This window comes from Enterobacter sp. NFIX58 (genome assembly GCF_900110475.1).
Lineage (GTDB): Bacteria > Pseudomonadota > Gammaproteobacteria > Enterobacterales > Enterobacteriaceae > Enterobacter > Enterobacter quasiroggenkampii.
Map to the genome: position 1 here is coordinate 433,851 of NZ_FODW01000004.1, position 20,680 is coordinate 454,530.

20 protein-coding genes are annotated in these 20,680 nt (G+C 55.5%); 8 read left to right on the top strand and 12 right to left on the bottom strand.

The features are described 5' to 3' along the window. The first annotated feature begins 429 nt into the window (after nucleotides 1-429). Both acnB and yacL read left to right on the top strand, forming a co-directional pair. Entirely contained in the window at nucleotides 430-3,027 is a 2,598-nt protein-coding gene (acnB, locus tag BMW97_RS18350) for a bifunctional aconitate hydratase 2/2-methylisocitrate dehydratase (RefSeq protein WP_032645211.1), read from the top strand. A 190-nt stretch (nucleotides 3,028-3,217) separates the two neighbouring features. Beyond that, the gene (gene yacL / locus BMW97_RS18355; RefSeq protein WP_045907811.1) at nucleotides 3,218-3,580 is read left to right on the top strand and encodes a protein YacL; all 363 of its coding nucleotides are present in this window, start codon (nucleotides 3,218-3,220) and stop codon (nucleotides 3,578-3,580) included. A 31-nt stretch (nucleotides 3,581-3,611) separates the two neighbouring features. Here the strand turns inward: yacL and speD are convergent, their stop codons facing one another. The 3 genes from speD to BMW97_RS18370 form a co-directional block, all read right to left on the bottom strand. Continuing rightward, nucleotides 3,612-4,406, bottom strand: coding sequence for an adenosylmethionine decarboxylase (speD, locus tag BMW97_RS18360; RefSeq protein ID WP_008501953.1), 795 nt, complete (start codon nucleotides 4,404-4,406; stop codon nucleotides 3,612-3,614). After that, entirely contained in the window at nucleotides 4,407-5,276 is an 870-nt protein-coding gene (speE, locus tag BMW97_RS18365) for a polyamine aminopropyltransferase (RefSeq protein ID WP_039265690.1), read from the bottom strand. It lies immediately after the preceding gene. Between the two features lie 115 nt (nucleotides 5,277-5,391). After that, complete coding sequence (locus tag BMW97_RS18370) at nucleotides 5,392-5,739, bottom strand: YacC family pilotin-like protein (protein WP_045327862.1); 348 nt, start codon at nucleotides 5,737-5,739, stop codon at nucleotides 5,392-5,394. Nucleotides 5,740-5,884: 145 nt separating this feature from the next. Here BMW97_RS18370 and cueO point away from each other — a divergent pair, with 145 nt between their 5' ends. Then, complete coding sequence (gene cueO / locus BMW97_RS18375) at nucleotides 5,885-7,453, top strand: multicopper oxidase CueO (protein ID WP_090393061.1); 1,569 nt, start codon at nucleotides 5,885-5,887, stop codon at nucleotides 7,451-7,453. 86 nt (nucleotides 7,454-7,539) lie between these two features. Here cueO and BMW97_RS18380 read toward each other — a convergent pair whose 3' ends face one another. Further along, the gene (locus BMW97_RS18380; RefSeq protein WP_045907813.1) at nucleotides 7,540-9,930 is read right to left on the bottom strand and encodes a glucose/quinate/shikimate family membrane-bound PQQ-dependent dehydrogenase; all 2,391 of its coding nucleotides are present in this window, start codon (nucleotides 9,928-9,930) and stop codon (nucleotides 7,540-7,542) included. Between the two features lie 208 nt (nucleotides 9,931-10,138). Here BMW97_RS18380 and hpt point away from each other — a divergent pair, with 208 nt between their 5' ends. Further along, nucleotides 10,139-10,675, top strand: a complete 537-nt coding sequence (gene hpt, locus BMW97_RS18385) for a hypoxanthine phosphoribosyltransferase (protein WP_008501948.1) — start codon at nucleotides 10,139-10,141, stop codon at nucleotides 10,673-10,675. A gap of 87 nt (nucleotides 10,676-10,762) precedes the next feature. Here hpt and can read toward each other — a convergent pair whose 3' ends face one another. After that, nucleotides 10,763-11,425, bottom strand: coding sequence for a carbonate dehydratase (gene can / locus BMW97_RS18390; protein ID WP_008501947.1), 663 nt, complete (start codon nucleotides 11,423-11,425; stop codon nucleotides 10,763-10,765). Nucleotides 11,426-11,532: 107 nt separating this feature from the next. On the opposite strand from can, the gene BMW97_RS18395 reads away from it, so the two are divergent. The 4 genes from BMW97_RS18395 (at nucleotide 11,533) to BMW97_RS18410 (ending at nucleotide 15,083) form a co-directional block, all read left to right on the top strand. Then, complete coding sequence (locus BMW97_RS18395) at nucleotides 11,533-12,459, top strand: ABC transporter ATP-binding protein (RefSeq protein WP_008501946.1); 927 nt, start codon at nucleotides 11,533-11,535, stop codon at nucleotides 12,457-12,459. Continuing rightward, nucleotides 12,456-13,226: an ABC transporter permease gene (locus tag BMW97_RS18400; RefSeq protein WP_032675960.1), complete on the top strand. Its 771-nt coding sequence runs from the start codon at nucleotides 12,456-12,458 to the stop codon at nucleotides 13,224-13,226. Before BMW97_RS18395 ends, BMW97_RS18400 begins: the two co-directional genes overlap by 4 nt. 104 nt (nucleotides 13,227-13,330) lie before the next feature. After that, the gene (locus tag BMW97_RS18405; protein WP_045907814.1) at nucleotides 13,331-13,771 is read left to right on the top strand and encodes a PTS sugar transporter subunit IIA; all 441 of its coding nucleotides are present in this window, start codon (nucleotides 13,331-13,333) and stop codon (nucleotides 13,769-13,771) included. 64 nt (nucleotides 13,772-13,835) lie between these two features. Beyond that, on the top strand, nucleotides 13,836-15,083 hold the full coding sequence (locus BMW97_RS18410; RefSeq protein ID WP_045907815.1) for a polysaccharide deacetylase family protein: 1,248 nt from the start codon (nucleotides 13,836-13,838) through the stop codon (nucleotides 15,081-15,083). Between the two features lie 3 nt (nucleotides 15,084-15,086). Here BMW97_RS18410 and panD read toward each other — a convergent pair whose 3' ends face one another. The 7 genes from panD to dksA form a co-directional block, all read right to left on the bottom strand. After that, entirely contained in the window at nucleotides 15,087-15,467 is a 381-nt protein-coding gene (gene panD, locus BMW97_RS18415) for an aspartate 1-decarboxylase (RefSeq protein ID WP_006810068.1), read from the bottom strand. Nucleotides 15,468-15,501: 34 nt separating this feature from the next. Next, on the bottom strand, nucleotides 15,502-16,353 hold the full coding sequence (panC, locus tag BMW97_RS18420) for a pantoate--beta-alanine ligase (RefSeq protein ID WP_008501942.1): 852 nt from the start codon (nucleotides 16,351-16,353) through the stop codon (nucleotides 15,502-15,504). Nucleotides 16,354-16,364: 11 nt separating this feature from the next. Then, nucleotides 16,365-17,156, bottom strand: a complete 792-nt coding sequence (gene panB, locus BMW97_RS18425; RefSeq protein WP_008501941.1) for a 3-methyl-2-oxobutanoate hydroxymethyltransferase — start codon at nucleotides 17,154-17,156, stop codon at nucleotides 16,365-16,367. 123 nt (nucleotides 17,157-17,279) lie between these two features. Next, entirely contained in the window at nucleotides 17,280-17,759 is a 480-nt protein-coding gene (gene folK, locus BMW97_RS18430; RefSeq protein WP_045907816.1) for a 2-amino-4-hydroxy-6-hydroxymethyldihydropteridine diphosphokinase, read from the bottom strand. Then, nucleotides 17,756-19,153, bottom strand: coding sequence for a polynucleotide adenylyltransferase PcnB (gene pcnB / locus BMW97_RS18435; protein WP_080347332.1), 1,398 nt, complete (start codon nucleotides 19,151-19,153; stop codon nucleotides 17,756-17,758). The genes folK and pcnB overlap by 4 nt, the downstream gene beginning before the upstream one ends. Before the next feature lie 42 nt (nucleotides 19,154-19,195). Then, nucleotides 19,196-20,086, bottom strand: a complete 891-nt coding sequence (gene gluQRS / locus BMW97_RS18440; RefSeq protein ID WP_045907818.1) for a tRNA glutamyl-Q(34) synthetase GluQRS — start codon at nucleotides 20,084-20,086, stop codon at nucleotides 19,196-19,198. Between the two features lie 59 nt (nucleotides 20,087-20,145). After that, entirely contained in the window at nucleotides 20,146-20,601 is a 456-nt protein-coding gene (gene dksA / locus BMW97_RS18445) for an RNA polymerase-binding protein DksA (protein WP_001155232.1), read from the bottom strand. Between the last annotated feature and the right edge of the window lie 79 nt (nucleotides 20,602-20,680).

The window sequence follows — 20,680 nt, forward strand, 5'->3', positions numbered from 1 at the left end:
GCAACAGTATTACAGCCTAAATGGACTGAAAAGAGGTGAAATGCAGTTTCATTCTTTTTCATTCGAAACTGGATGGCGGCTCGTAAACACAAAATATGGGCTTGCGTATCTACATACTCAGGAGCATTATTCATGACGAGTGCATTGCCGCAAATCTGCCAACCCGGTGTGCTACCACCGCAAGGCAACAAATAAACCGCTATCAGGCGGTTTTTTTGTCCCTAAAATTCACCCCCTCACCCCGCTACACCATGCTTAACGATTCAGCAAATTTTTTAATGTTGCTTTTTTGTAAACGGATTAACACTGTGCAGAAATCCTGCTATGCTGCCCGACGCGGTATCGGGCATTTACCCTACAAACTGCTGTCTCACAGGAGCGTGAAGAGAACGCCCGCCGCATATGACAATGAGAGCGAGGAGAACCGTCGTGCTAGAAGAATACCGTAAGCACGTAGCAGAACGTGCCGCCGAGGGAATTGTACCCAAACCTTTAGATGCAACCCAAATGGCCGCGCTCGTCGAGCTGCTGAAGAACCCGCCTAAGGGCGAAGAAGAATTCCTGTTAGATCTGTTGATCAACCGCGTACCGCCTGGCGTAGATGAAGCTGCCTACGTAAAAGCCGGATTCCTTGCTGCTATCGCCAAAGGCGAAGCCACCTCCCCACTGGTTACTCCTGAAAAAGCCATTGAACTGCTCGGCACCATGCAGGGTGGTTACAACATTCATCCGCTGATTGATGCGCTGGATAACGACAAGCTGGCACCGATTGCCGCTAAAGCGCTCTCGTCTACGCTGCTGATGTTCGATAACTTCTACGATGTGGAAGAAAAAGCCAAAGCAGGCAACGTCTATGCGAAGCAGGTGATGCAGTCCTGGGCTGATGCCGAATGGTTCCTGAATCGTCCAGCACTTGCTGAAAAAATCACCGTTACCGTCTTCAAAGTGACCGGTGAAACCAACACCGATGACCTCTCTCCGGCACCGGACGCGTGGTCTCGCCCGGATATCCCTCTGCACGCCCTGGCGATGCTGAAAAACGCCCGTGAAGGCATTGAGCCGGATCAGCCTGGCAGCGTTGGTCCGATCAAACAGATCGAAGCCCTGCAGAAAAAAGGGTTCCCGCTGGCCTACGTGGGTGACGTTGTGGGTACCGGTTCTTCCCGTAAATCCGCGACCAACTCCGTGCTGTGGTTCATGGGTGACGACATCCCGCATGTGCCAAACAAACGCGGTGGCGGCCTGTGCCTCGGCGGTAAAATTGCACCGATCTTCTTCAACACCATGGAAGATGCGGGCGCACTGCCGATCGAAGTGGACGTCTCCAACCTGAACATGGGCGACGTGATTGACGTTTACCCGTACAAAGGTGAAGTGCGTAACCACGAAACCAACGAACTGCTGGCGAGCTTTGAGCTGAAAACCGACGTGCTGATCGACGAAGTGCGTGCCGGTGGCCGTATTCCGCTGATCATCGGTCGTGGCCTGACCACCAAAGCGCGTGAAGCGCTGGGCCTGCCGCACAGTGATGTATTCCGTCACGCGAAAGACGTGGCGGAGAGCAACCGCGGTTACTCTCTGGCGCAGAAAATGGTCGGTCGCGCCTGCGGCGTCGCCGGTGTTCGTCCTGGCGCATACTGCGAGCCGAAGATGACCTCCGTAGGTTCTCAGGACACCACTGGCCCAATGACCCGTGACGAACTGAAAGACCTGGCGTGCCTGGGCTTCTCTTCCGATCTGGTGATGCAGTCCTTCTGCCACACTGCGGCGTATCCGAAGCCGGTTGATGTAACCACGCACCACACGCTGCCAGACTTCATCATGAACCGCGGCGGTGTTTCCCTGCGTCCGGGCGACGGCGTAATTCACTCCTGGCTGAACCGCATGCTGCTGCCGGATACCGTGGGTACAGGCGGTGACTCCCATACCCGTTTCCCAATCGGTATCTCTTTCCCGGCGGGCTCCGGTCTGGTGGCGTTTGCTGCGGCGACGGGCGTGATGCCGCTGGATATGCCGGAATCGGTGCTGGTGCGCTTCAAAGGTAAAATGCAGCCGGGTATCACCCTGCGCGACCTGGTTCACGCGATCCCGCTGTATGCGATTAAACAGGGTCTGCTGACCGTTGAGAAGAAAGGGAAGAAAAACATCTTCTCTGGCCGTATCCTGGAAATCGAAGGTCTGCCGGATCTGAAGGTTGAGCAGGCGTTCGAGCTGACCGATGCCTCCGCTGAGCGTTCAGCTGCGGGCTGTACCATCAAGCTGAACAAAGAGCCGATTATTGAGTATCTGAACTCTAACATCGTGCTGCTGAAGTGGATGATTGCAGAAGGCTACGGCGACCGTCGTACGCTGGAGCGTCGTATCCAGGGCATGGAGAAATGGCTGGCCGATCCGCAACTGCTGGAAGCTGATGCTGACGCAGAGTACGCGGCGGTGATCGACATCGATCTGGCGGATATCAAAGAGCCAATCCTGTGTGCACCGAACGATCCGGACGACGCGCGTCCGCTGTCCGAAGTTCAGGGCGAGAAGATCGACGAAGTGTTCATCGGATCCTGCATGACCAACATCGGTCACTTCCGTGCGGCCGGCAAGCTGCTGGATACCCACAAAGGCCAGCTGCCAACCCGTCTGTGGGTGGCGCCGCCAACCCGTATGGACGCGGCTCAGCTGACCGAAGAGGGTTACTACAGCGTGTTTGGTAAGAGCGGGGCGCGTATTGAAATTCCTGGCTGTTCCCTGTGTATGGGCAACCAGGCGCGCGTCGCCGACGGCGCGACGGTGGTTTCCACCTCGACCCGTAACTTCCCGAACCGTTTAGGTACCGGTGCGAACGTCTTCCTGGCCTCTGCGGAGCTGGCGGCGGTTGCGGCGCTGATTGGCAAACTGCCAACGCCGGAAGAGTACCAGACCTTTGTGGCTCAGGTGGATAAGACCGCGGTGGATACCTATCGCTACCTGAACTTCGACCAGCTCTCTCAGTACACCGAGAAGGCTGACGGGGTTATCTTCCAGACGGCAGTATAAACAGCAAAACCGTCTCTACGAGACGGTTTTTAGTGTTTGCACCCTCTCCCACGGGAGAGGGACGGGGTGAGGGCATCAGGCCGCAGGGTCTTGCTCTCACCTTTTTATTTTCATTCCTCCCACCTCTCACGCTTTTTTTCTTCCTCTCTGCTGCGATAATTACCCTAATGGCTTTGCAGAGGAAAACACTATGGATTACGAATTTCTGCGCGACATCACCGGAGTGGTGAAAGTGCGTATGTCGATGGGCCACGAAGCCGTTGGACACTGGTTTAACGAAGAGGTGAAAGAAAATCTCGCCCTTCTTGATGAGGTTGAACAGGCGGCAAATACGGTGAAAGGCAGTGAACGCTCCTGGCAACGCGCCGGGCACGAATACACGCTGTGGATGGATGGTGAAGAGGTCATGGTGCGTGCCAACCAGCTCGAGTTTTCAGGCGACGAGATGGAAGAGGGGATGAGCTACTATGACGAAGAAAGCCTGTCGCTGTGCGGCGTAGAAGACTTCCTTCAGGTGGTGAATGCCTACCGCGAGTTCATGAAACAGCGGTAACTTCCCGAAGCGTCCCTGCTCCGGGCAACACTTACACGGCCGGAATATTACGGCCGTAGTAAATCTCGCGCATCTCTTTCCAGAGCAGGTCAGTAATCGCCTTACGCTCTTCTTCGCTCAAATCTTCCGGCTTCGTGTGGAACATATAGTGCTTAAGGTCGAATTCCTTAAGCAACATCTTGGTATGGAAGATGTTTTCCTGATACACGTTCACGTCCATCATGTCATACAGTGATTTCATGTCCTCGGACATAAAGTTCTGAATAGAGTTGATCTCGTGGTCGATGAAGTGCTTCATGCCGTTGACATCACGGGTAAAGCCGCGCACGCGATAATCAATCGTGACGATATCCGATTCCAGCTGGTGGATGAGATAGTTCAGCGCGTTGAGCGGGGAAATCACGCCGCAGGTCGACACTTCAATATCGGCGCGGAACGTACACAGCCCACCTTCCGGGTGACTCTCCGGGTAGGTATGGACGCAGATATGGCTTTTATCCAGGTGGGCAACCACCACTTCCGGCAGCGGGCCCGGATGTTCCGTTTTGTCGATAAGCTTCGGGTCGACCGGCTCTTCGCTGACCAGGATGGTCACGCTGGCACCCTGAGGTTCATAATCCTGTCGGGCGATATTCAGGATGTTGGCGCCGATTATGGAACAGGTTTCTGACAGGATCTCGGTCAGACGGTTGGCGTTGTAGAGTTCGTCGATATAGGCGATGTAACCATCGCGTTCTTCCGCTGTTTTGGCATAGCAGATATCGTAAATACAAAAACTCAGGCTTTTGGTCAGGTTGTTAAAGCCATGCAGTTTAAGCTTTTTCAATTAGCTCACCCCCTTAGTGGATAATGCGTCTTGCAGGTACTGCGGCAGAGCAAACGCTGCGGTATGAATAGCCGGATTGTAGTATCGGCACTGAAGACCGGCCTGATGGAAGCGGGCCTGAATAATTTCGGTGGAGAGATGACGTAAGACGTCGTTATCCGTCGCCCAGGCAAAGGTCATGATTCCGCCGTAGTAGGTTGGAATTGCCGCCTGATAGAAGCTGACATCCTCGAAATAGGTGCTCAGCTTCCGGTGGCTATCCAGCGCTTCATCCTGCTGCAGGAAGCAGACGCCATTTTGGGCGACGAAGATCCCGCCCGGGTTCAGACAGCGCTTGCAGCCTTCGTAGAACGAGGAGGTAAACAGCGACGCGCCGGGACCGATAGGATCGGTGCAGTCGGAGATGATCACGTCAAAGGTCTGCGAGGTCTGGTTAACGAAGTTAACGCCGTCGTCAATCACCAGGCTAAAGCGCGGGTCATCATAGCTGCCGGCATTGTGGTTGGGCAGATACTGGCGGCAGAAAGAGACGACGCCCGCATCGATTTCCACCATGGTGATGGTTTCAATGGAACGATGGCGGGAAACTTCACGCAGCATTGCGCCATCGCCACCGCCGATAATCAGGACATGCTTCGCGTGGCCGTGTGCCAGCAGCGGGACGTGGGTCATCATCTCATGATAGATAAACTCATCTCGCTCGGTCGTTTGCACGACGCCGTCCAGGGCCATGACGCGGCCAAAGGCAGCATTCTCGAAGATGATCAGATCCTGGTGATCGGTTTTCTCATGATAGAGCACGTTATCAACGGCAAAGTACTGACCAAACTGGTCATGCAGTGTTTCATGCCACAACGTGTGGTCGGCCATACGCGGACTCCTCCTTTGTTAACATCCGTTACGCTCACAAAAAATGAGCGAAACATGATAGCTAACTATAACCGTGGTTGCACGGCTATAGGTTCAACAGGAGGCGTCGGGAAGGTTATTTGACGTAGGCGAGCAGGCTGAGTGAGTCGCGAGCCAGCGCTTTGCATTTTTTAGAGGTGGGAATGCCAATACCGCTTAGGTCACGGTAGCTGTCTTCGCCGAGCGCCTTCATGTCGAAGCTGTCGTAGTTGCTGAGATCCCACTGGTTCTGCTGGGCAAAAAAGACCAGCGCGCGGCGAATTTGCCCGTTGGGTAAATTCTGGTAGCCACAATCATTTTTCAGGAATACAAAAACCGCCGTTAAATCGGCCATATCTTCCGCTTCATTTTCACTTAGCGCATAGCTGTTCGCACACATTGCCATCAGGCTACCGAACAAAATTGTCCTGAAAAACGTCTTCATTGCTTCTACCACTTCTTCACGGAAAATTAACGTTAGCATACTTGATGCCAGTGCGACGATCTTTATTATTGCCGCTTTACTTGACCTTCCGGTAAGGGGAGGGTTTATGCTCAAAAGATCGCCTGCTGGAAATAAGGAAATGAACATGCAACGTCGTGATTTTTTAAAATATTCCGTGGCTCTGGGTGCTGCCAGCGCATTGCCTCTCTGGAGCCGCGCGGTTTTTGCGGCTGACAGGCCTGCCTTACCCATCCCTGATTTGCTGACCGCGGATGCCCGTAGCCGTATCAAGCTTGTTGTTCAGTCCGGCAGCACGCTGTTCGGTGCGCACAACGCGACAACCTGGGGCTATAACGGCAATCTGCTCGGCCCGGCGCTGCAGCTGCGCAAAGGGAAGGCGGTGACGGTGGATATCCACAATACGCTTGCTGAAGAGACGACGGTGCACTGGCACGGACTGGAAGTGCCGGGCGAGGTAGACGGCGGGCCGCAGGGCATCATCAAAGCAGGCGGTTCGCGCAGCGTCACCTTTACGCCCGACCAGCGTGCGGCGACCTGCTGGTTCCATCCGCATCAGCATGGCAAAACGGGCCATCAGGTGGCGATGGGGCTGGCGGGACTGGTGCTGATTGAAGACGATGAGAGCCGCCTGCTGCGCCTGCCGAAACAGTGGGGCATCGACGATGTGCCGGTGATTGTGCAGGACAAGAAATTCACCGCTGACGGGCAAATTGACTACCAACTGGACGTGATGAGCGCGGCGGTAGGTTGGTTTGGCGACACGCTGTTGACCAACGGCGCCATTTATCCTCAGCACGCTGCGCCGAAAGGCTGGCTGCGACTGCGTCTGCTTAACGGCTGTAACGCGCGTTCACTCAACTTCGCCGCCAGCGATAAGCGTCCGCTGTACGTGGTCGCCAGCGACGGCGGGCTGCTGCCTGCGCCGGTGAAGGTCAACGAACTGCCGATGCTGATGGGGGAGCGTTTTGAGGTGCTGGTGGATATCAGCGACGGCAAGGCGTTTGACCTCGTGACCCTGCCGGTTAGTCAGATGGGGATGGCGGTCGCGCCGTTTGACAAGCCGCATCCGGTGCTGCGTATTCAGCCGTTACAGGTGACCGCTTCCGGCACGCTGCCTGATACGTTAACCACTCTGCCGGCCCTTCCGTCGCTTGATGGGCTTACGCAACGCAAACTGCAGCTCTCCATGAACCCGATGCTCGATATGATGGGCATGCAGGCGCTGATGGCGAAATATGGTGATAAGGCGATGGCGGGGATGCATCACGGGCAGATGATGGGCCACATGAATATGGACCACGGCAAAATGGGTGGAATGGGGAACATGAATCACGGCGACCATGGCTTTGATTTCCATAACGCCAATATGATCAACGGTAAAGCGTTCGACATGAACACGCCGATGTTTGCAGCGACAAAAGGGCAGTTTGAGCGCTGGGTGATTTCAGGTGAAGGGGACATGATGCTGCATCCGTTCCATATTCACGGTACGCAGTTCCGCATTCTTTCTGAGAACGGCAAAGCGCCGGACGCGCATCGCGCGGGCTGGAAGGATACGGTGAAGGTGGAAGGCGGCGTCAGCGAGGTGCTGGTGAAGTTTGACCACGATGCGCCGAAGGAGTTTGCCTATATGGCGCACTGCCATCTGCTGGAGCATGAAGATACGGGGATGATGCTGGGCTTTACCGTATAAAAAAAGCCGGGTGGCGGCTTCGCCTTACCCGGCCTACATAGTGTACCCGTAGGCCCGGTAAGCGTAAGCGCCACCGGGCTTTTCAGTTACTTGTTTTCGTCAGGCAGTGCATACGCGACAATATAGTCGCCCATCTTCGTGCCAAACGAACCGTGACCGCCCGCGGAGATGACAACGTACTGCTTGCCATTCACTTCATAGGTCATCGGCGTGGCTTGTCCACCCGCAGGCAGACGGCCTTGCCACAGTTTCTCACCGTTGGTCATGTTGTACGCGCGCAGGTAGTTATCTGCGGTTGCCGCGATGAACAGCACGTTACCGGCGGTGGAGATTGGGCCACCCAGCATTGGCATACCCATATTAAACGGCACAGGAACCGGCATCGGGAACGGCATGCTGTCCTGCGGGGTACCAATACGTTTTTTCCACACGATCTGGTTAGTTTTCAGATCCAGACCGGAGATGTAACCCCAGGCAGGCTCTTTACACGGCAGACCAAACGGCGACAGGAACGGGTTCAGCGTTACGCCGAACGGTACGCCATACTGCGGCTGAATACCGGCTTCGGTACCGCTGCCTTTCGCGTCTTTCGGCTGCTCCATTGGGTTGCCCGGACCGCGTGGGATCAGACGGGAAACGAACGGCAGCGCCATCGGGTTAGCAATAGCGACCTGACGGTTAGGGTCAACGGAGATCCCGCCCCACTCGAACATCCCCAGGTTACCCGGGAAGACCAGCGTGCCCTGCTCAGAAGGCGGCGTGAAGATGCCTTCATAGCGCAGCTGATGGAACATCACGCGGCACACCAGCTGGTCAAACATCGTGGCACCCCACATGTCTGCCCCGCTGAGGTCTTTCTTCGGACGGAAGCTCAGATCGGAGAACGGCTGGGTTTTGCTGACGTAATCACCTTTCGCCGCACCCTGCGGAACCGGTTTTTCCGGTGCCGGCACAACCAGCTTGCCGTTGCTGCGATCCAGTACGAAGATGTTGCCGGTTTTCGCCGGGGCGTAAATCACCGGAACGGTTTTGCCGTTAACGGTAATGTCCGCCAGCGTCGGCTGGGACGGCATATCCATATCCCACAGATCGTGGTGTACGGTCTGATAGCTCCAGGCCAGCTTACCGGTGGTCGCGTTCAATGCCACGATAGCGCTGGCATAACGTTCCTGCTCCGGCGTGCGGTTACCGCCCCAGATATCTGGCGTAGTAACGCCCATCGGCAGGTAGACCAGGTCCAGCTTCGCGTCATACGCAGCAGGTGCCCAGGAGTTTGGCGAGTTAAAGGTAAAGGTGTGCTCGTCCGACGGGATCGCATTCGGATCTTTCGCGCCCGGGTCGAAGGCCCACAGCAGCTTACCGGTATTCACGTCGAAACCACGGATAACGCCGGAGGTTTCACGGGTGGAGAAGTTATCCGTTACCGAACCGGCAATCACGATGGTTTTATCGGTGATGATGGGCGGCGAGGTTGGCTCGTACAGACCCGGCGTGGTGTCCGGCATATTGGTCTGCAGATTCAGGATACCTTTGTTGGCAAAGGTTTCACACAGCTTGCCCGTTTCGGCATTGATGGCGAACAGACGACCATCGTTGACCGGCAGCATAATGCGGCGCGGACAGTCGGCAACCACTTCCGGGCTCGCATTATCGGCGCGCGCTTCGTGATAAGAGACGCCACGGCAGGTCACGTGCTGGAAGGACGGGTTGGAGTTCAACTGCGGATCGAAGTGCCATTTCTCTTTACCGGTGGCCGCGTCGAGCGCGAACAGACGCTGGTGCGCCGTACACAGATAAAGCATATCGCCGACTTTAATTGGCGTCACTTCGTTGGTCAGTTCCCCCGGATCGTTCGGCATCTTCAGGTCGCCGGTACGGAATACCCAGGCTTCTTTCAGGTTCTTAACGTTGTCCGCGTTGATCTGCTTCAGCGGAGAGTAACGCTGGCCTTCCTGGTTACGACCATAGGCAGGCCAGTCGCCGTCAGCAACCTGTGAGATCGCTGCCGCAGGCGTGGATTCTGAGTTCAGCGTACCGTTGATCTCCTGCGGGTCGTTAAAGCCAGCCCATGTCAGGATACCGCCGCTGATCAACAGCGCCACCACCAGCGCCGCAACGGCACCGCTGGACGGCACGATCAGGCGACGCCAGACGAACGGCAGGATCAGCCAGATACCGAAGAAGACCAGGATGTCACTGCGCGGCGTCAGCGCCCAGAAGTCAAAGCCGACTTCCCAGACGCCCCAGATCATGGTGGCAAGAAGGAGTGCGGCATACAGCCACAGTGCAGATTGTTTTCTACGCCAGAGCAGGACGGTTACGCCAAGCATAACCAGGCCCGCAATCGGGTAGTACCAGGAGCCGCCGATCGCGACCAGCCAGACGCCACCGATTAACAGGTACAGGCCGCAGAAGGCGGCGAATAGCGCTGTTAATGTCACCAGTAGACGCGGCTGTTTAGAGTTTGTTTCAGCCATAGAAAGTGTACTCGTCAGTTTTTGTTAATAATTTGCTAGCAACTAATTATAGGTATTAACAAGTGTGATCGGAATCACAATATTTGCTTTTTATAACTCATACGCCAGGGTTATCCATTTGCTGATATAATGGCTGGCTTGCGTATCAGTGCTGGATATTAACTCATCCGTATTGAGAGATTTTCATTAAAATCATTTGGTTAGTAATATGAAACATACTGTTGAAGTGATGATCCCGGAAGCCGAGATCAAAGCGCGTATCGCCGAACTGGGTCGTCAAATCACCGAACATTACAAGGACAGCGGCAGCGAAATGGTGCTGGTCGGTCTGTTGCGCGGCTCTTTCATGTTCATGGCCGACCTGTGCCGTGAAGTGCACGTGCCCCATGAGGTCGATTTTATGACCGCCTCCAGCTACGGCAGCGGCATGTCCACCACCCGTGATGTGAAAATCCTGAAAGATCTGGATGAAGATATTCGTGGTAAAGATGTGTTGATCGTTGAGGACATCATCGACTCCGGCAACACGCTGTCAAAAGTGCGCGAGATCCTGAGCCTGCGTGAGCCAAAATCGCTGGCGATTTGCACCCTGCTGGATAAACCTGACCGCCGTGAAGTGCAGGTGCCGGTAGAGTTTGTCGGTTTCTCTATTCCTGACGAATTCGTCGTCGGTTACGGCATTGACTACGCACAGCGTTATCGCCATCTGCCGTATGTTGGGAAAGTGGTATTGCTGGACGAATAATTGCGGTTTGTTGCCCGGTGGCGCTGCGCTTACCGGGCCTACGAATGGGCACATGTAGGCCGGGTAAGGCGCAGCCGCTACCCGGCTTTATTTATGGTTTACGTGCTTAAGCTGAAGGTTGGCAATTCCCGAACGGTAACGCTGCTCCAGCGTTTCGCGGTTGGTGGCGGTCACCTCCAGGTTGCGCAGCAGACCGTCGTGAATACCGTACGCCCAGCCGTGGATCGAGACCTTCTGCCCGCGTTTCCACGCCGATTGCATGATCGTTGAGTGGCCCAGGTTATACACCTGCTCCATCACGTTGAGTTCACACAGGGTATCCATGCGACGCTCCTGCGGCATTTCGCCCAGCAGTGAGCTATGTTTGAACCAGATATCGCGGATGTGCAGCAGCCAGTTATCAATGAGCCCCAGCTCCGTGTTTTCAACCGCCGCCTGCACGCCGCCGCAGCCGTAGTGGCCGCAAATGATGATGTGCTCGACTTGCAGAACGTCAACGGCATACTGAACAACAGAAAGACAGTTGAGATCGGTGTGAATCACCAGGTTGGCAACGTTGCGGTGAACAAACAGTTCGCCGGGCTCAAGGCCGGTCAGGCGCTCCGCCGGTACGCGGCTGTCGGAGCATCCAATCCAGAGAAAGCGTGGGTTTTGCGCCTGCGCGAGTTTTCCAAAAAATCCGGGGTCTTCCTCCACCAGCATTTTTGACCATAGTGCATTGTTGCTGATGAGTGTATCTATGTTGTTCATGGAGGTTAGCGACCTGTAACCGAGTAATTGCGTTGCGCTACTATAGGGTAACCCGACTTTTAATGAAACCACACAACGTGTGTCAGAACTGAAGGTAAGTTAATTTCATGGCAATTGCACTGGAGCTTGAGCAGCTTAAAAAAACCTATCCGGGCGGCGTTCAGGCGCTACGCGGAATAGATCTAAAAGTAGAGGCCGGTGATTTTTACGCGCTTCTGGGGCCGAACGGCGCGGGGAAATCGACCACCATTGGGATTATCAGTTCGCTGGTCAATAAAACCTCCGGCCGGGTGAGCGTCTTTGGTTACGACCTGCAAAAAGATGTGGTGAACGCCAAGCGCCAGCTGGGTCTGGTGCCGCAGGAGTTCAACTTCAATCCGTTTGAGACGGTGCAGCAGATCGTCGTTAACCAGGCGGGTTATTACGGCGTTGAGCGTAAAGAGGCCCTGGAGCGGAGCGAAAAATACCTCAAGCAGCTCGACCTGTGGGAAAAGCGTAACGAACGCGCCCGGATGTTATCCGGCGGGATGAAGCGCCGCCTGATGATTGCCCGCGCGCTGATGCACGAGCCAAAACTGCTGATTCTTGATGAGCCAACGGCGGGTGTCGATATTGAACTGCGCCGCTCCATGTGGGGCTTCCTCAAAGACCTCAACGACAAAGGCACCACCATTATTCTGACCACCCACTATCTGGAAGAGGCAGAAATGCTGTGCCGCAACATCGGCATCATTCAGCACGGCGAGCTGGTGGAAAACACCTCGATGAAGAACCTCCTCTCCAAGCTGAAGTCAGAAACCTTTATTCTCGATCTGGCGGCAAAGAGCCCGCTGCCGAAGCTCGAAGGCTATCAATACCGCCTCGTCGATACCTCGACGCTGGAAGTGGAAGTGCTGCGCGAGCAGGGCATCAACAGCGTATTTTCACAGCTGAGCGCGCAGGGTATTCAGGTCTTAAGTATGCGTAACAAAGCGAACCGACTGGAAGAGCTGTTTGTCTCTCTGGTGCAGGATAAACAAGGAGACAAGGCATGACGCATCTTTACTGGGTCGCGCTGAAAAGCATTTGGGCGAAAGAGATTAACCGCTTTATGCGCATCTGGGTGCAAACCCTGGTGCCGCCGGTCATCACGATGACGCTCTATTTCATCATCTTCGGTAACCTGATTGGTTCCCGGATTGGTGAGATGCACGGCTTTACCTATATGCAGTTTATCGTGCCGGGCCTGATCATGATGGCGGTGATCACCAACGCCTATGCCAACGTGGCGTCATCGTTCTTTAGCGCCAAGTTCCAGCGCAATATTGAAGAGCTGCTGGTGGCACCGGTGCCAACGCATGTGATCATTGCCGGTTACGTCGGCGGTGGCGTGGCGCGCGGGCTGTGCGTCGGGATCCTGGTCACGGCGATTTCGCTGTTCTTTGTCCCGTTCCAGGTGCACTCCTGGCTGTTCGTCGCGCTGACGCTGCTCCTGACGGCAATCCTCTTCTCGCTGGCCGGTTTGCTGAACGCCGTGTTTGCCAAAACGTTTGACGACATCAGCCTGATCCCGACCTTCGTGCTGACGCCACTGACCTATCTTGGCGGGGTGTTCTACTCCCTGACGCTACTGCCGCCGTTCTGGCAGGCGCTGTCGCACCTGAACCCGATCGTCTACATGATCAGCGGCTTCCGCTTCGGCTTCCTCGGCATCACCGATGTGCCGCTGTTTACCACGGTGGCGGTGCTGGCGGTGTTCATCATCGTCTTCTACCTGCTGTGCTGGTACCTGATCCAGCGCGGACGCGGTCTGCGCAGCTAGCCCTCAGCCCGGCGACATTCTGTTTGCCGGGCATTTTCTTTGACAGTTATCACCGTAAGCTAACCTTCACTCCGCTAAACTACTTGCCTGCTAAGGAGAGAGTTATGCTGGGATGGGTTATCACCTGCCACGATGAACGGGCGCAGGACATGCTGCTGAAGCTGGAAGCCAGGTTTGGTCCACTGCCACAGTGTCGCGCCGTCAACTACTGGCGCGGCTTGAGCACCAACATGCTTGGCCGGATGATGTGCGATGCCCTGCATGAAACCGACACCGGAGAGGGCGTGATTTTTCTTACTGATAAATCCGGCGCGGCGCCGTACCGTGCTGCGGCTCTGATGAGCCATAAGCACGACGGCTGCGAGGTAATCTCCGGTATTAGCCTTCCATTGCTTGAAATGATGTATCCCCAGCGCGAAACATTAACCAGCGCGGCGTTCCGTAACGCTATCGTCGCGCAGGGTACACCGGGCGTCAGCAGCTTGTGGCATCAGCAGCAAAAAAATCCCCCCTTTGTCCTGCTTCATGACCTGTATAAGAATTAAACATTGGTATTGATGTCGCTTTTGCTACAATGGCATAAGTATTTCCGCTTCGAATAAGACCCTCATGTTCACGCGTATTGTTTTCCTGCTATTGATGTTCGTCTCCGGCACTTCTTCTGCCAGTTTATTAAGTCAGCAAAGACTGCCTGCTCAATATATGCAAACCACCGAAGATGCGGCGATTTGGGCGCAGGTCGGCAACAGCGTCATTAACGTCGGCAACGTGCGGGCAGGGCAGATCCTTGCGGTGGTGCCTGCGGCGGCGGACTACTATGAATTTCGCTTCGGATTTGGCACGGGCTTTATCGACAAGGGGCACCTGGAGCCGGTGCAGGGCAAACAGCGCGTCGAGGATGGCCTGGGGGATTTGAATAAACCGCTGAGCAATCAAAACCTGATAACGTGGAAAGACACGCCCGTTTATAACGCCCCGAACAACGGTAGCGCACCCTTCGGCACCTTAAGCGCCAATCTTCGCTATCCGATCCTGAACAAGCTCAAAGATCGCCTCAATCAGACCTGGTTCCAGATCCGCATCGGCAACCGCCTGGCCTGGATCAGCAGCCTGGACGCGCAGGAAGATAACGGCATTCCGGTCATTACCTACCACCATATTTTGCGCGACGAAGAGAACACCCGTTTTCGCCATACCTCCACGACCACCAGCGTGCGTGCGTTCAACAACCAGATGACCTGGCTGCGCGATCAGGGCTATACCACCCTGACCCTGTATCAGCTGGAAGGGTATGTGCGCAATAGGATGAACCTGCCGGCGAAATCGGTGGTGATTACCTTCGACGATGGCCTGAAGTCCGTTAACCGCTATGCTTACCCGATCCTCAAAGCGTATGGCTTTAAGGCGACGGCGTTCATCATCTCGTCGCGCATCAAGCGCCACCCGCAAAAATGGGCGCCAAAATTCCTGCAGTTTATGAGCGTGTCGGAGCTGGAGCAGATGCATGACGTGTTTGACTATCAGTCCCACACGCACTTCCTGCACCGTGTCGACGACAACCATCAGCCCATTTTACTGAGCCGCAGCTATCACAATATTTTGTTTGATTTTAAGCGCTCGCGTCGGGACCTGGCGCAGTTCAACCCGCACGTCCTTTACCTCTCGTATCCCTTCGGCGGTTATGACGATAAGGCGATTAAAGCTGCGAATGACGCCGGGTTCCATCTGGCGGTGACGACGGTACGAGGGAAGGTCAAACCGGGGGATAATCCGTTCTTACTGAAGCGCCTGTATATCTTAAGAACGGATTCGCTGGAGACGATGTCGCGGCTGATCAGCAATCAGCCGCAGGGATAAATATCAGGCAACCTGAACCGGAATTGCCTTTGCGGTGCGCTTCATGTCATTGTCGCCTTCGAAGTAGGCGACTTTAGGCTGCCAGCGACGTGCTTCTTCGTCAGACATCATCACGAAACTGGCGATGATCACGATATCACCCACGTCCGCGCAGTGCGCCGCAGCGCCGTTAACGGAGATGATTTTAGAACCGCGCTCGGCGGCAATCGCGTAGGTAGAGAAGCGTTTACCGTTGTTCACGTTCCAGATATCAATCGCTTCGTTTTCGAGGATACCTGCTGCATCAAGGAAATCCTGGTCAATGGCGCAGGAGCCTTCATAGTGCAGGTCGGCCTGCGTGACTTTCACACGGTGAAGCTTACCTTGCAGCATTTTGCGAATCATTACGTTTACCTATAATTATCAGGGGTGAAAGGAACTACGCCAGCTCAACCACTTTATTGTCAATCAGACGCGCCTGACCTAGCCAGGCCGCCACCAGGATGACTGCGCGCTTGCTGTTCTGGGTTAATTCCAGCAGCGTATCAGCATCACGAATTTGTACGTCGTCAGCACGAAGCCCCTTATCGTTAAGCGCCTGCTCGGCAAGGGCGATAATCTCTTCTGCTGTTAACTCTTTTGCCAGCATCTGCTCAGCCATGGTGTTCATGACCTTGCTGAGACCCGGCGCGATTTTACGCTGTTCGGCGGTCAGGTAGCCATTACGCGAGCTGAGTGCCAGGCCGTCTTTTGCGCGTACGATCGGTACGCCGACAATCTCGATATCGTAACCCATATCCGCAACCATCTTGCGGATCAGCGCCAGCTGCTGGAAGTCTTTCTCGCCAAAGCAGGCAACGTCCGGCTGTACCAGGTTGAACAGCTTGCTGACGATGGTGGAAACGCCGCGGAAATGGCCCGGGCGGCTCGCGCCTTCGAGCATGGTGGAAATGCCCGGGACGTCAACGTAGGTTGCCTCTTCGGTACCCTGCGGGTAAACATCCGCCGGTGCAGGTGAGAAGACGATATCCGCGTGGCGTTTTTTGAGCTTCTCGCAATCTTCCTGCAGGGTGCGCGGGTAGCGCGCCAGATCGTCTGCGCGGTCAAACTGCATGGGGTTCACGAAGATACTGACCACCACGATATCTGCCCGCGCGCGGGCTTCGTCGACGAGCTTCATGTGGCCGTCATGCAGATTGCCCATGGTCGGGACCAGTGCGATACGTTTACCTTCCTGACGCGCGCGGCGGATATGCTGGCGAAGCAGCGGCAGGGTTTCAATGATTAGCACAACGAGACTCCTTAATGGAAACTGTGTTCTTCACCCGGGTAAACACCGGATTCAACGTCGGCAATATACTGCCTGACCGCAGCGCGCATGTCGCCCGCTTCGGCGAGGAAATTTTTGGCAAATTTCGGGATGTGTCCGCCGGTGATCCCGAAGGCGTCGTGCATCACCAGAATCTGACCGTCGGTGACGTTGCCTGCACCAATACCAATCACCGGAATGGACAGCGCGTCGGTGATGCGTTTCGCCAGCTCAACCGGCACGCACTCCAGCACCAGCAGCTGTGCACCTGCGGCTTCCAGCGCCAGAGCATCATCCAGCAGCGTCTGGGCGGCATCGCCGCGGCCCTGCACCTTGTAGCCGCCGAAGATATTCACGGACTGCGGCGTCAGGCCTAAATGCCCGCACACCGGCACGGCGCGCTCGGTGAGCATCTTCACCGTATCAACCAGCCAGGCGCCGCCTTCAATTTTGACCATATTGGCACCGGCACGCATCACTGCCGCCGCGTTTTCGAATGCCTGTTCCGGCGTGGCATAGGCCATAAACGGCAGATCGGAAAGCAGCAGACAGGCTGGAGCGCCACGGCGCACGGCGCGGGTATGGTAAGCGATGTCCTCAACCGTCACCGGCAGGGTGGAATCATGTCCTTGTACCGTCATCCCTAACGAATCCCCGACCAGCATGACGTTGATCCCCTCTTCGGCAAACAGTTTGGCGAAGCTGTAGTCATACGCGGTGATGGTGGCGAAGCGTTTTTTTTCCTGTTTGCATTTCTGCAGTAAGGAGATGGTGGTTGGTTTCATACTGTTTCCTGATAGCCCAAAAGCGAATCTTTGCGCATTCTAACAGTAACATTCGAGGGAACAATGATTTTAGGCAATCGATTAACCACAAATATTTTATGGTTAACCAATAAAAAAACGGCTTTACCAGCGAGCGGGTTTTTCCGCACCGAGACCGTTGAGAACGGCCTTTAGCGAGAGCCCGTCAGGGAAGGTAAGGGAAGGGGCAACTTCATACAGTGGCCAGAGCATAAACCCGCGATTTTTCATGTCGTAATGCGGAACGGTGAGACGTTCAGTGTTAATCGTCTCGTGACCAAACAGCATAATGTCGAGGTCGAGCGTGCGGGGGCCCCAGCGTTCGGCTTTGCGTACACGGCCCTGCTGAAGCTCAATACGCTGGGTATTGTCCAGCAGCGCTTCGGGACCCAGTTCAGTCTCAAGGACCACAGCGGCGTTAAGGTAGTCTGGCTGATCCTGTGGCCCCAGCGGCGGTGTGCGGTAGAACGAGGAGACCGCCACGATCCGACTCTGTGGGATGTCGCCCAGCGCCTGTACGGCAGCCTTCACCTGCTCCAGCGGAGAGGCTAAATTGCTGCCGATGGCGATATACGCGAGGGTCATGCTGTTCCTTCACGACGCGGCGCGCGTTTGCGCGGGCGACGATGACGGCGACGCGGTTCCGGCTCTTCATCCAGCCCGGTCAGCATATCTTTCTGCTCTGGCGGGGCGGAGACCTGGAATTCAGCCCACCACTGCGCCAGACGCTGCAGCTCCTGGTTGCGTTCAATTTCCGCGCGCAGCGACAGGAGATCGAAGGCCGCGCGGAATTTAGGATGCTCCATCAGCTTCCAGGCGCGTTTGCCCTGACGACGGGACATGCGCAGCTGAAGCTGCCAGATGTCGCGCACCAGGGTGGTAATCCGTTTCGGAATGGCGAGCGTGCGGCAGCCTTCGTCCAGCACGTCGTTGGCGGCCAGCGCGAACGCATCGTAATAGGCGAGCCCGCTCTCCTGGGTAATACGCTGTGCCGTTTCCAGCAGCGGATACCAGAACATCGCGGCAAAGAGGAACGCCGGGTTCACGCGCATGTCGTTGCGAATGCGGGTATCGGTATTTTTCAGCACCTGCGCAATCATCCGCTCCATTGGGCTGTCACCGTTTTCGGTAAAGTAGCGGGTAATGGTCGGGAACAGCGGCTGGAACAGGTTGTATTCGCGCAGAAGTTTGTAGGTTTCAAAACCGTGGCCGGCCTGCAGCAGCTTCAGCGCCTCTTCAAACAGGCGAGCAGGCGGCACGTCGTTAATCAGCGTCGCCAGACGCGGGATTGGCTCTGCCGTTTCCGGGCTGATGCGCATATTCAGCTTGGCGGCGAAACGCACGGCGCGCAGCATACGCACGGGATCTTCACGGTAGCGTGTTTCCGGCGTGCCAATCAGGCGGATCAGACCTTCTTTCAGGTCCTGCATGCCGCCGACGTAATCGCGCACGGTGAAATCCGCGACGCTGTAATAAAGGCTGTTGATGGTGAAGTCGCGACGCTGAGCATCTTCTTCGATAGAACCGAAGATATTATCGCGCAGCAGCATACCGTTCTGGCCGCGCTGCGACGTCGTGCGATCGGACGCGCCCGCTTCGTGATGACCGCGGAAGGTCGCCACTTCGATGATTTCCGGCCCAAACATTACGTGAGCCAGACGGAAACGGCGGCCAACGAGACGGCAGTTACGGAATAATTTGCGCACCTGCTCAGGCGTGGCGCTGGTCGTCACGTCGAAATCTTTGGGTTTTTTGCCCAGCAGTAAATCACGCACCCCACCGCCCACGAGATAGGCCTCGTAGCCCGCTTTATTCAGACGATAGAGCACCTTGAGGGCATTTTCACTGATATCTTTGCGGGAAATAGTGTGCTGCTCACGCGGAATAACCGACATGTGTGGCTGTGCAATAGCATCGTTCGCCATGCTCTCTTCGCGGCTTAGCACTTTACGGCAAAAATTAGCGACTCGGGTAAAAATGGTACACCTCGTAGTGTGTTTTGTTATGAAAAAAGCGGCTAATCATAGCTCAGCGCAACGCATTTGAGAATGCTGGATTTTTGGCACTGCCGCGAGCGTCCAGTTAGCAATGGCCATTTTCAGCAGTTCGTCAATACGCAGATCCTGCCATTCGTTGGTTACATTCTGGTTGAGAAATTGCAGCGCGTCGATCAAAACAGGACGCGGATCGCCGTCTGGCAGGGCCGGGGCGTGGTTCTGCTTTGACAATTTTAAGCCCTGCGCATTAACCGCCAGCGGCAGATGAATGTAATCCGGTGCCGTCCAGCCAAACTGGTGATAGAGCGAGATTTGTCGCACGGTCGGCTCGACCAGATCCGCCCCGCGCACTATTTCCGTCACGCCCTGAAAATGATCGTCCACCACCACGGCCAGGTTGTAGGCGAACAGGCCATCGCGACGGTGAATAATAAAATCCTCACGCGCCAGACGTTCATCGGCATGAATTTCACCGGAGAGTAAATCATTAAAGTGCATCACCGGGGAGTGCTGTCTGATGCGCACGGCGGCATTTTCAGGACCGTTGTTCAGCGTGCGGCAGTGGCCGTCATAAACGCCGCCTGCGCTCTGGATGCGCGCGCGGGTGCAGGTGCAGTTATAGGAAAGCCCCTGAGCGCGAAGCCAGGCCAGACGTTCCCGATAGGCCTCATGACGCTTTGACTGCCACAGAACCTCGTCATCCCAGTGAAGACCGTAATGTTCCAGCTGACGCAGAATGGTCTCTGCTGCACCGGGAACTTCACGCGGAGGGTCAATATCTTCGATGCGGACGAGCCATTTTCCCTGGCGGGCGCGAGCCTGCAGGTAGCTGCCGAGCGCGGCAATTAATGAGCCGAAGTGTAATTCACCGGAAGGAGATGGCGCGAAGCGCCCAATATAGTGTGATTCAGACATATCAACAGTAACAAGGCGGGAGAGACCCCCGCCTTTGGAGTGTGTAAACAGCGCTGGTATTAACCGGCCATCTGTTTTTCGCGGATTTCGGCCAGCGTTTTGCAGTCGATGCACAGATCGGCGGTTGGACGCGCTTCCAGGCGACGAATGCCAATTTCAACACCGCAGGATTCGCAGTAGCCAAAATCTTCGTCTTCGACTTTTTTCAGCGTTTTCTCGATCTTTTTGATCAGTTTGCGTTCGCGGTCACGGTTACGCAGTTCGAGGCTGAACTCTTCTTCCTGAGCGGCACGGTCTACCGGGTCCGGGAAGTTAGCAGCTTCATCCTGCATATGAGTAACGGTGCGATCGACTTCATCCCTGAGTTGATTACGCCATGCTTCAAGAATACGCTTGAAGTGCGACAGCTGGGCTTCGTTCATATACTCTTCGCCCGGTTTCTCTTGATACGGCTCCACCCCAGCGATGGCGAGAATACTCAGGGACGATGTTTTACGGTTTTGCCCTTCTTGCATGTTGCTTCTCCTTAACACGCACTATCGATCCCCGTGTTGGGGGAAAAATCAGGTCGCTATAAATAGCAGATGCTTTTCC

What these genes read in the sequence shown, in the direction of transcription:
- folK (WP_045907816.1), bottom strand. Translation starts at nt 17,759, where the DNA reads ATGACCCTCGCGTATATCGCCATCGGCAGCAATTTAGCCTCTCCGCTG.
- cueO (WP_090393061.1), top strand. Translation starts at nt 5,885, where the DNA reads ATGCAACGTCGTGATTTTTTAAAATATTCCGTGGCTCTGGGTGCTGCC.
- BMW97_RS18380 (WP_045907813.1), bottom strand. Translation starts at nt 9,930, where the DNA reads ATGGCTGAAACAAACTCTAAACAGCCGCGTCTACTGGTGACATTAACA.
- dksA (WP_001155232.1), bottom strand. Translation starts at nt 20,601, where the DNA reads ATGCAAGAAGGGCAAAACCGTAAAACATCGTCCCTGAGTATTCTCGCC.
- panB (WP_008501941.1), bottom strand. Translation starts at nt 17,156, where the DNA reads ATGAAACCAACCACCATCTCCTTACTGCAGAAATGCAAACAGGAAAAA.
- gluQRS (WP_045907818.1), bottom strand. Translation starts at nt 20,086, where the DNA reads ATGTCTGAATCACACTATATTGGGCGCTTCGCGCCATCTCCTTCCGGT.
- BMW97_RS18410 (WP_045907815.1), top strand. Translation starts at nt 13,836, where the DNA reads ATGTTCACGCGTATTGTTTTCCTGCTATTGATGTTCGTCTCCGGCACT.
- hpt (WP_008501948.1), top strand. Translation starts at nt 10,139, where the DNA reads ATGAAACATACTGTTGAAGTGATGATCCCGGAAGCCGAGATCAAAGCG.
- BMW97_RS18370 (WP_045327862.1), bottom strand. Translation starts at nt 5,739, where the DNA reads ATGAAGACGTTTTTCAGGACAATTTTGTTCGGTAGCCTGATGGCAATG.
- panD (WP_006810068.1), bottom strand. Translation starts at nt 15,467, where the DNA reads ATGATTCGCAAAATGCTGCAAGGTAAGCTTCACCGTGTGAAAGTCACG.
- BMW97_RS18400 (WP_032675960.1), top strand. Translation starts at nt 12,456, where the DNA reads ATGACGCATCTTTACTGGGTCGCGCTGAAAAGCATTTGGGCGAAAGAG.
- speE (WP_039265690.1), bottom strand. Translation starts at nt 5,276, where the DNA reads ATGGCCGACCACACGTTGTGGCATGAAACACTGCATGACCAGTTTGGT.
- BMW97_RS18405 (WP_045907814.1), top strand. Translation starts at nt 13,331, where the DNA reads ATGCTGGGATGGGTTATCACCTGCCACGATGAACGGGCGCAGGACATG.
- can (WP_008501947.1), bottom strand. Translation starts at nt 11,425, where the DNA reads ATGAACAACATAGATACACTCATCAGCAACAATGCACTATGGTCAAAA.
- BMW97_RS18395 (WP_008501946.1), top strand. Translation starts at nt 11,533, where the DNA reads ATGGCAATTGCACTGGAGCTTGAGCAGCTTAAAAAAACCTATCCGGGC.
- yacL (WP_045907811.1), top strand. Translation starts at nt 3,218, where the DNA reads ATGGATTACGAATTTCTGCGCGACATCACCGGAGTGGTGAAAGTGCGT.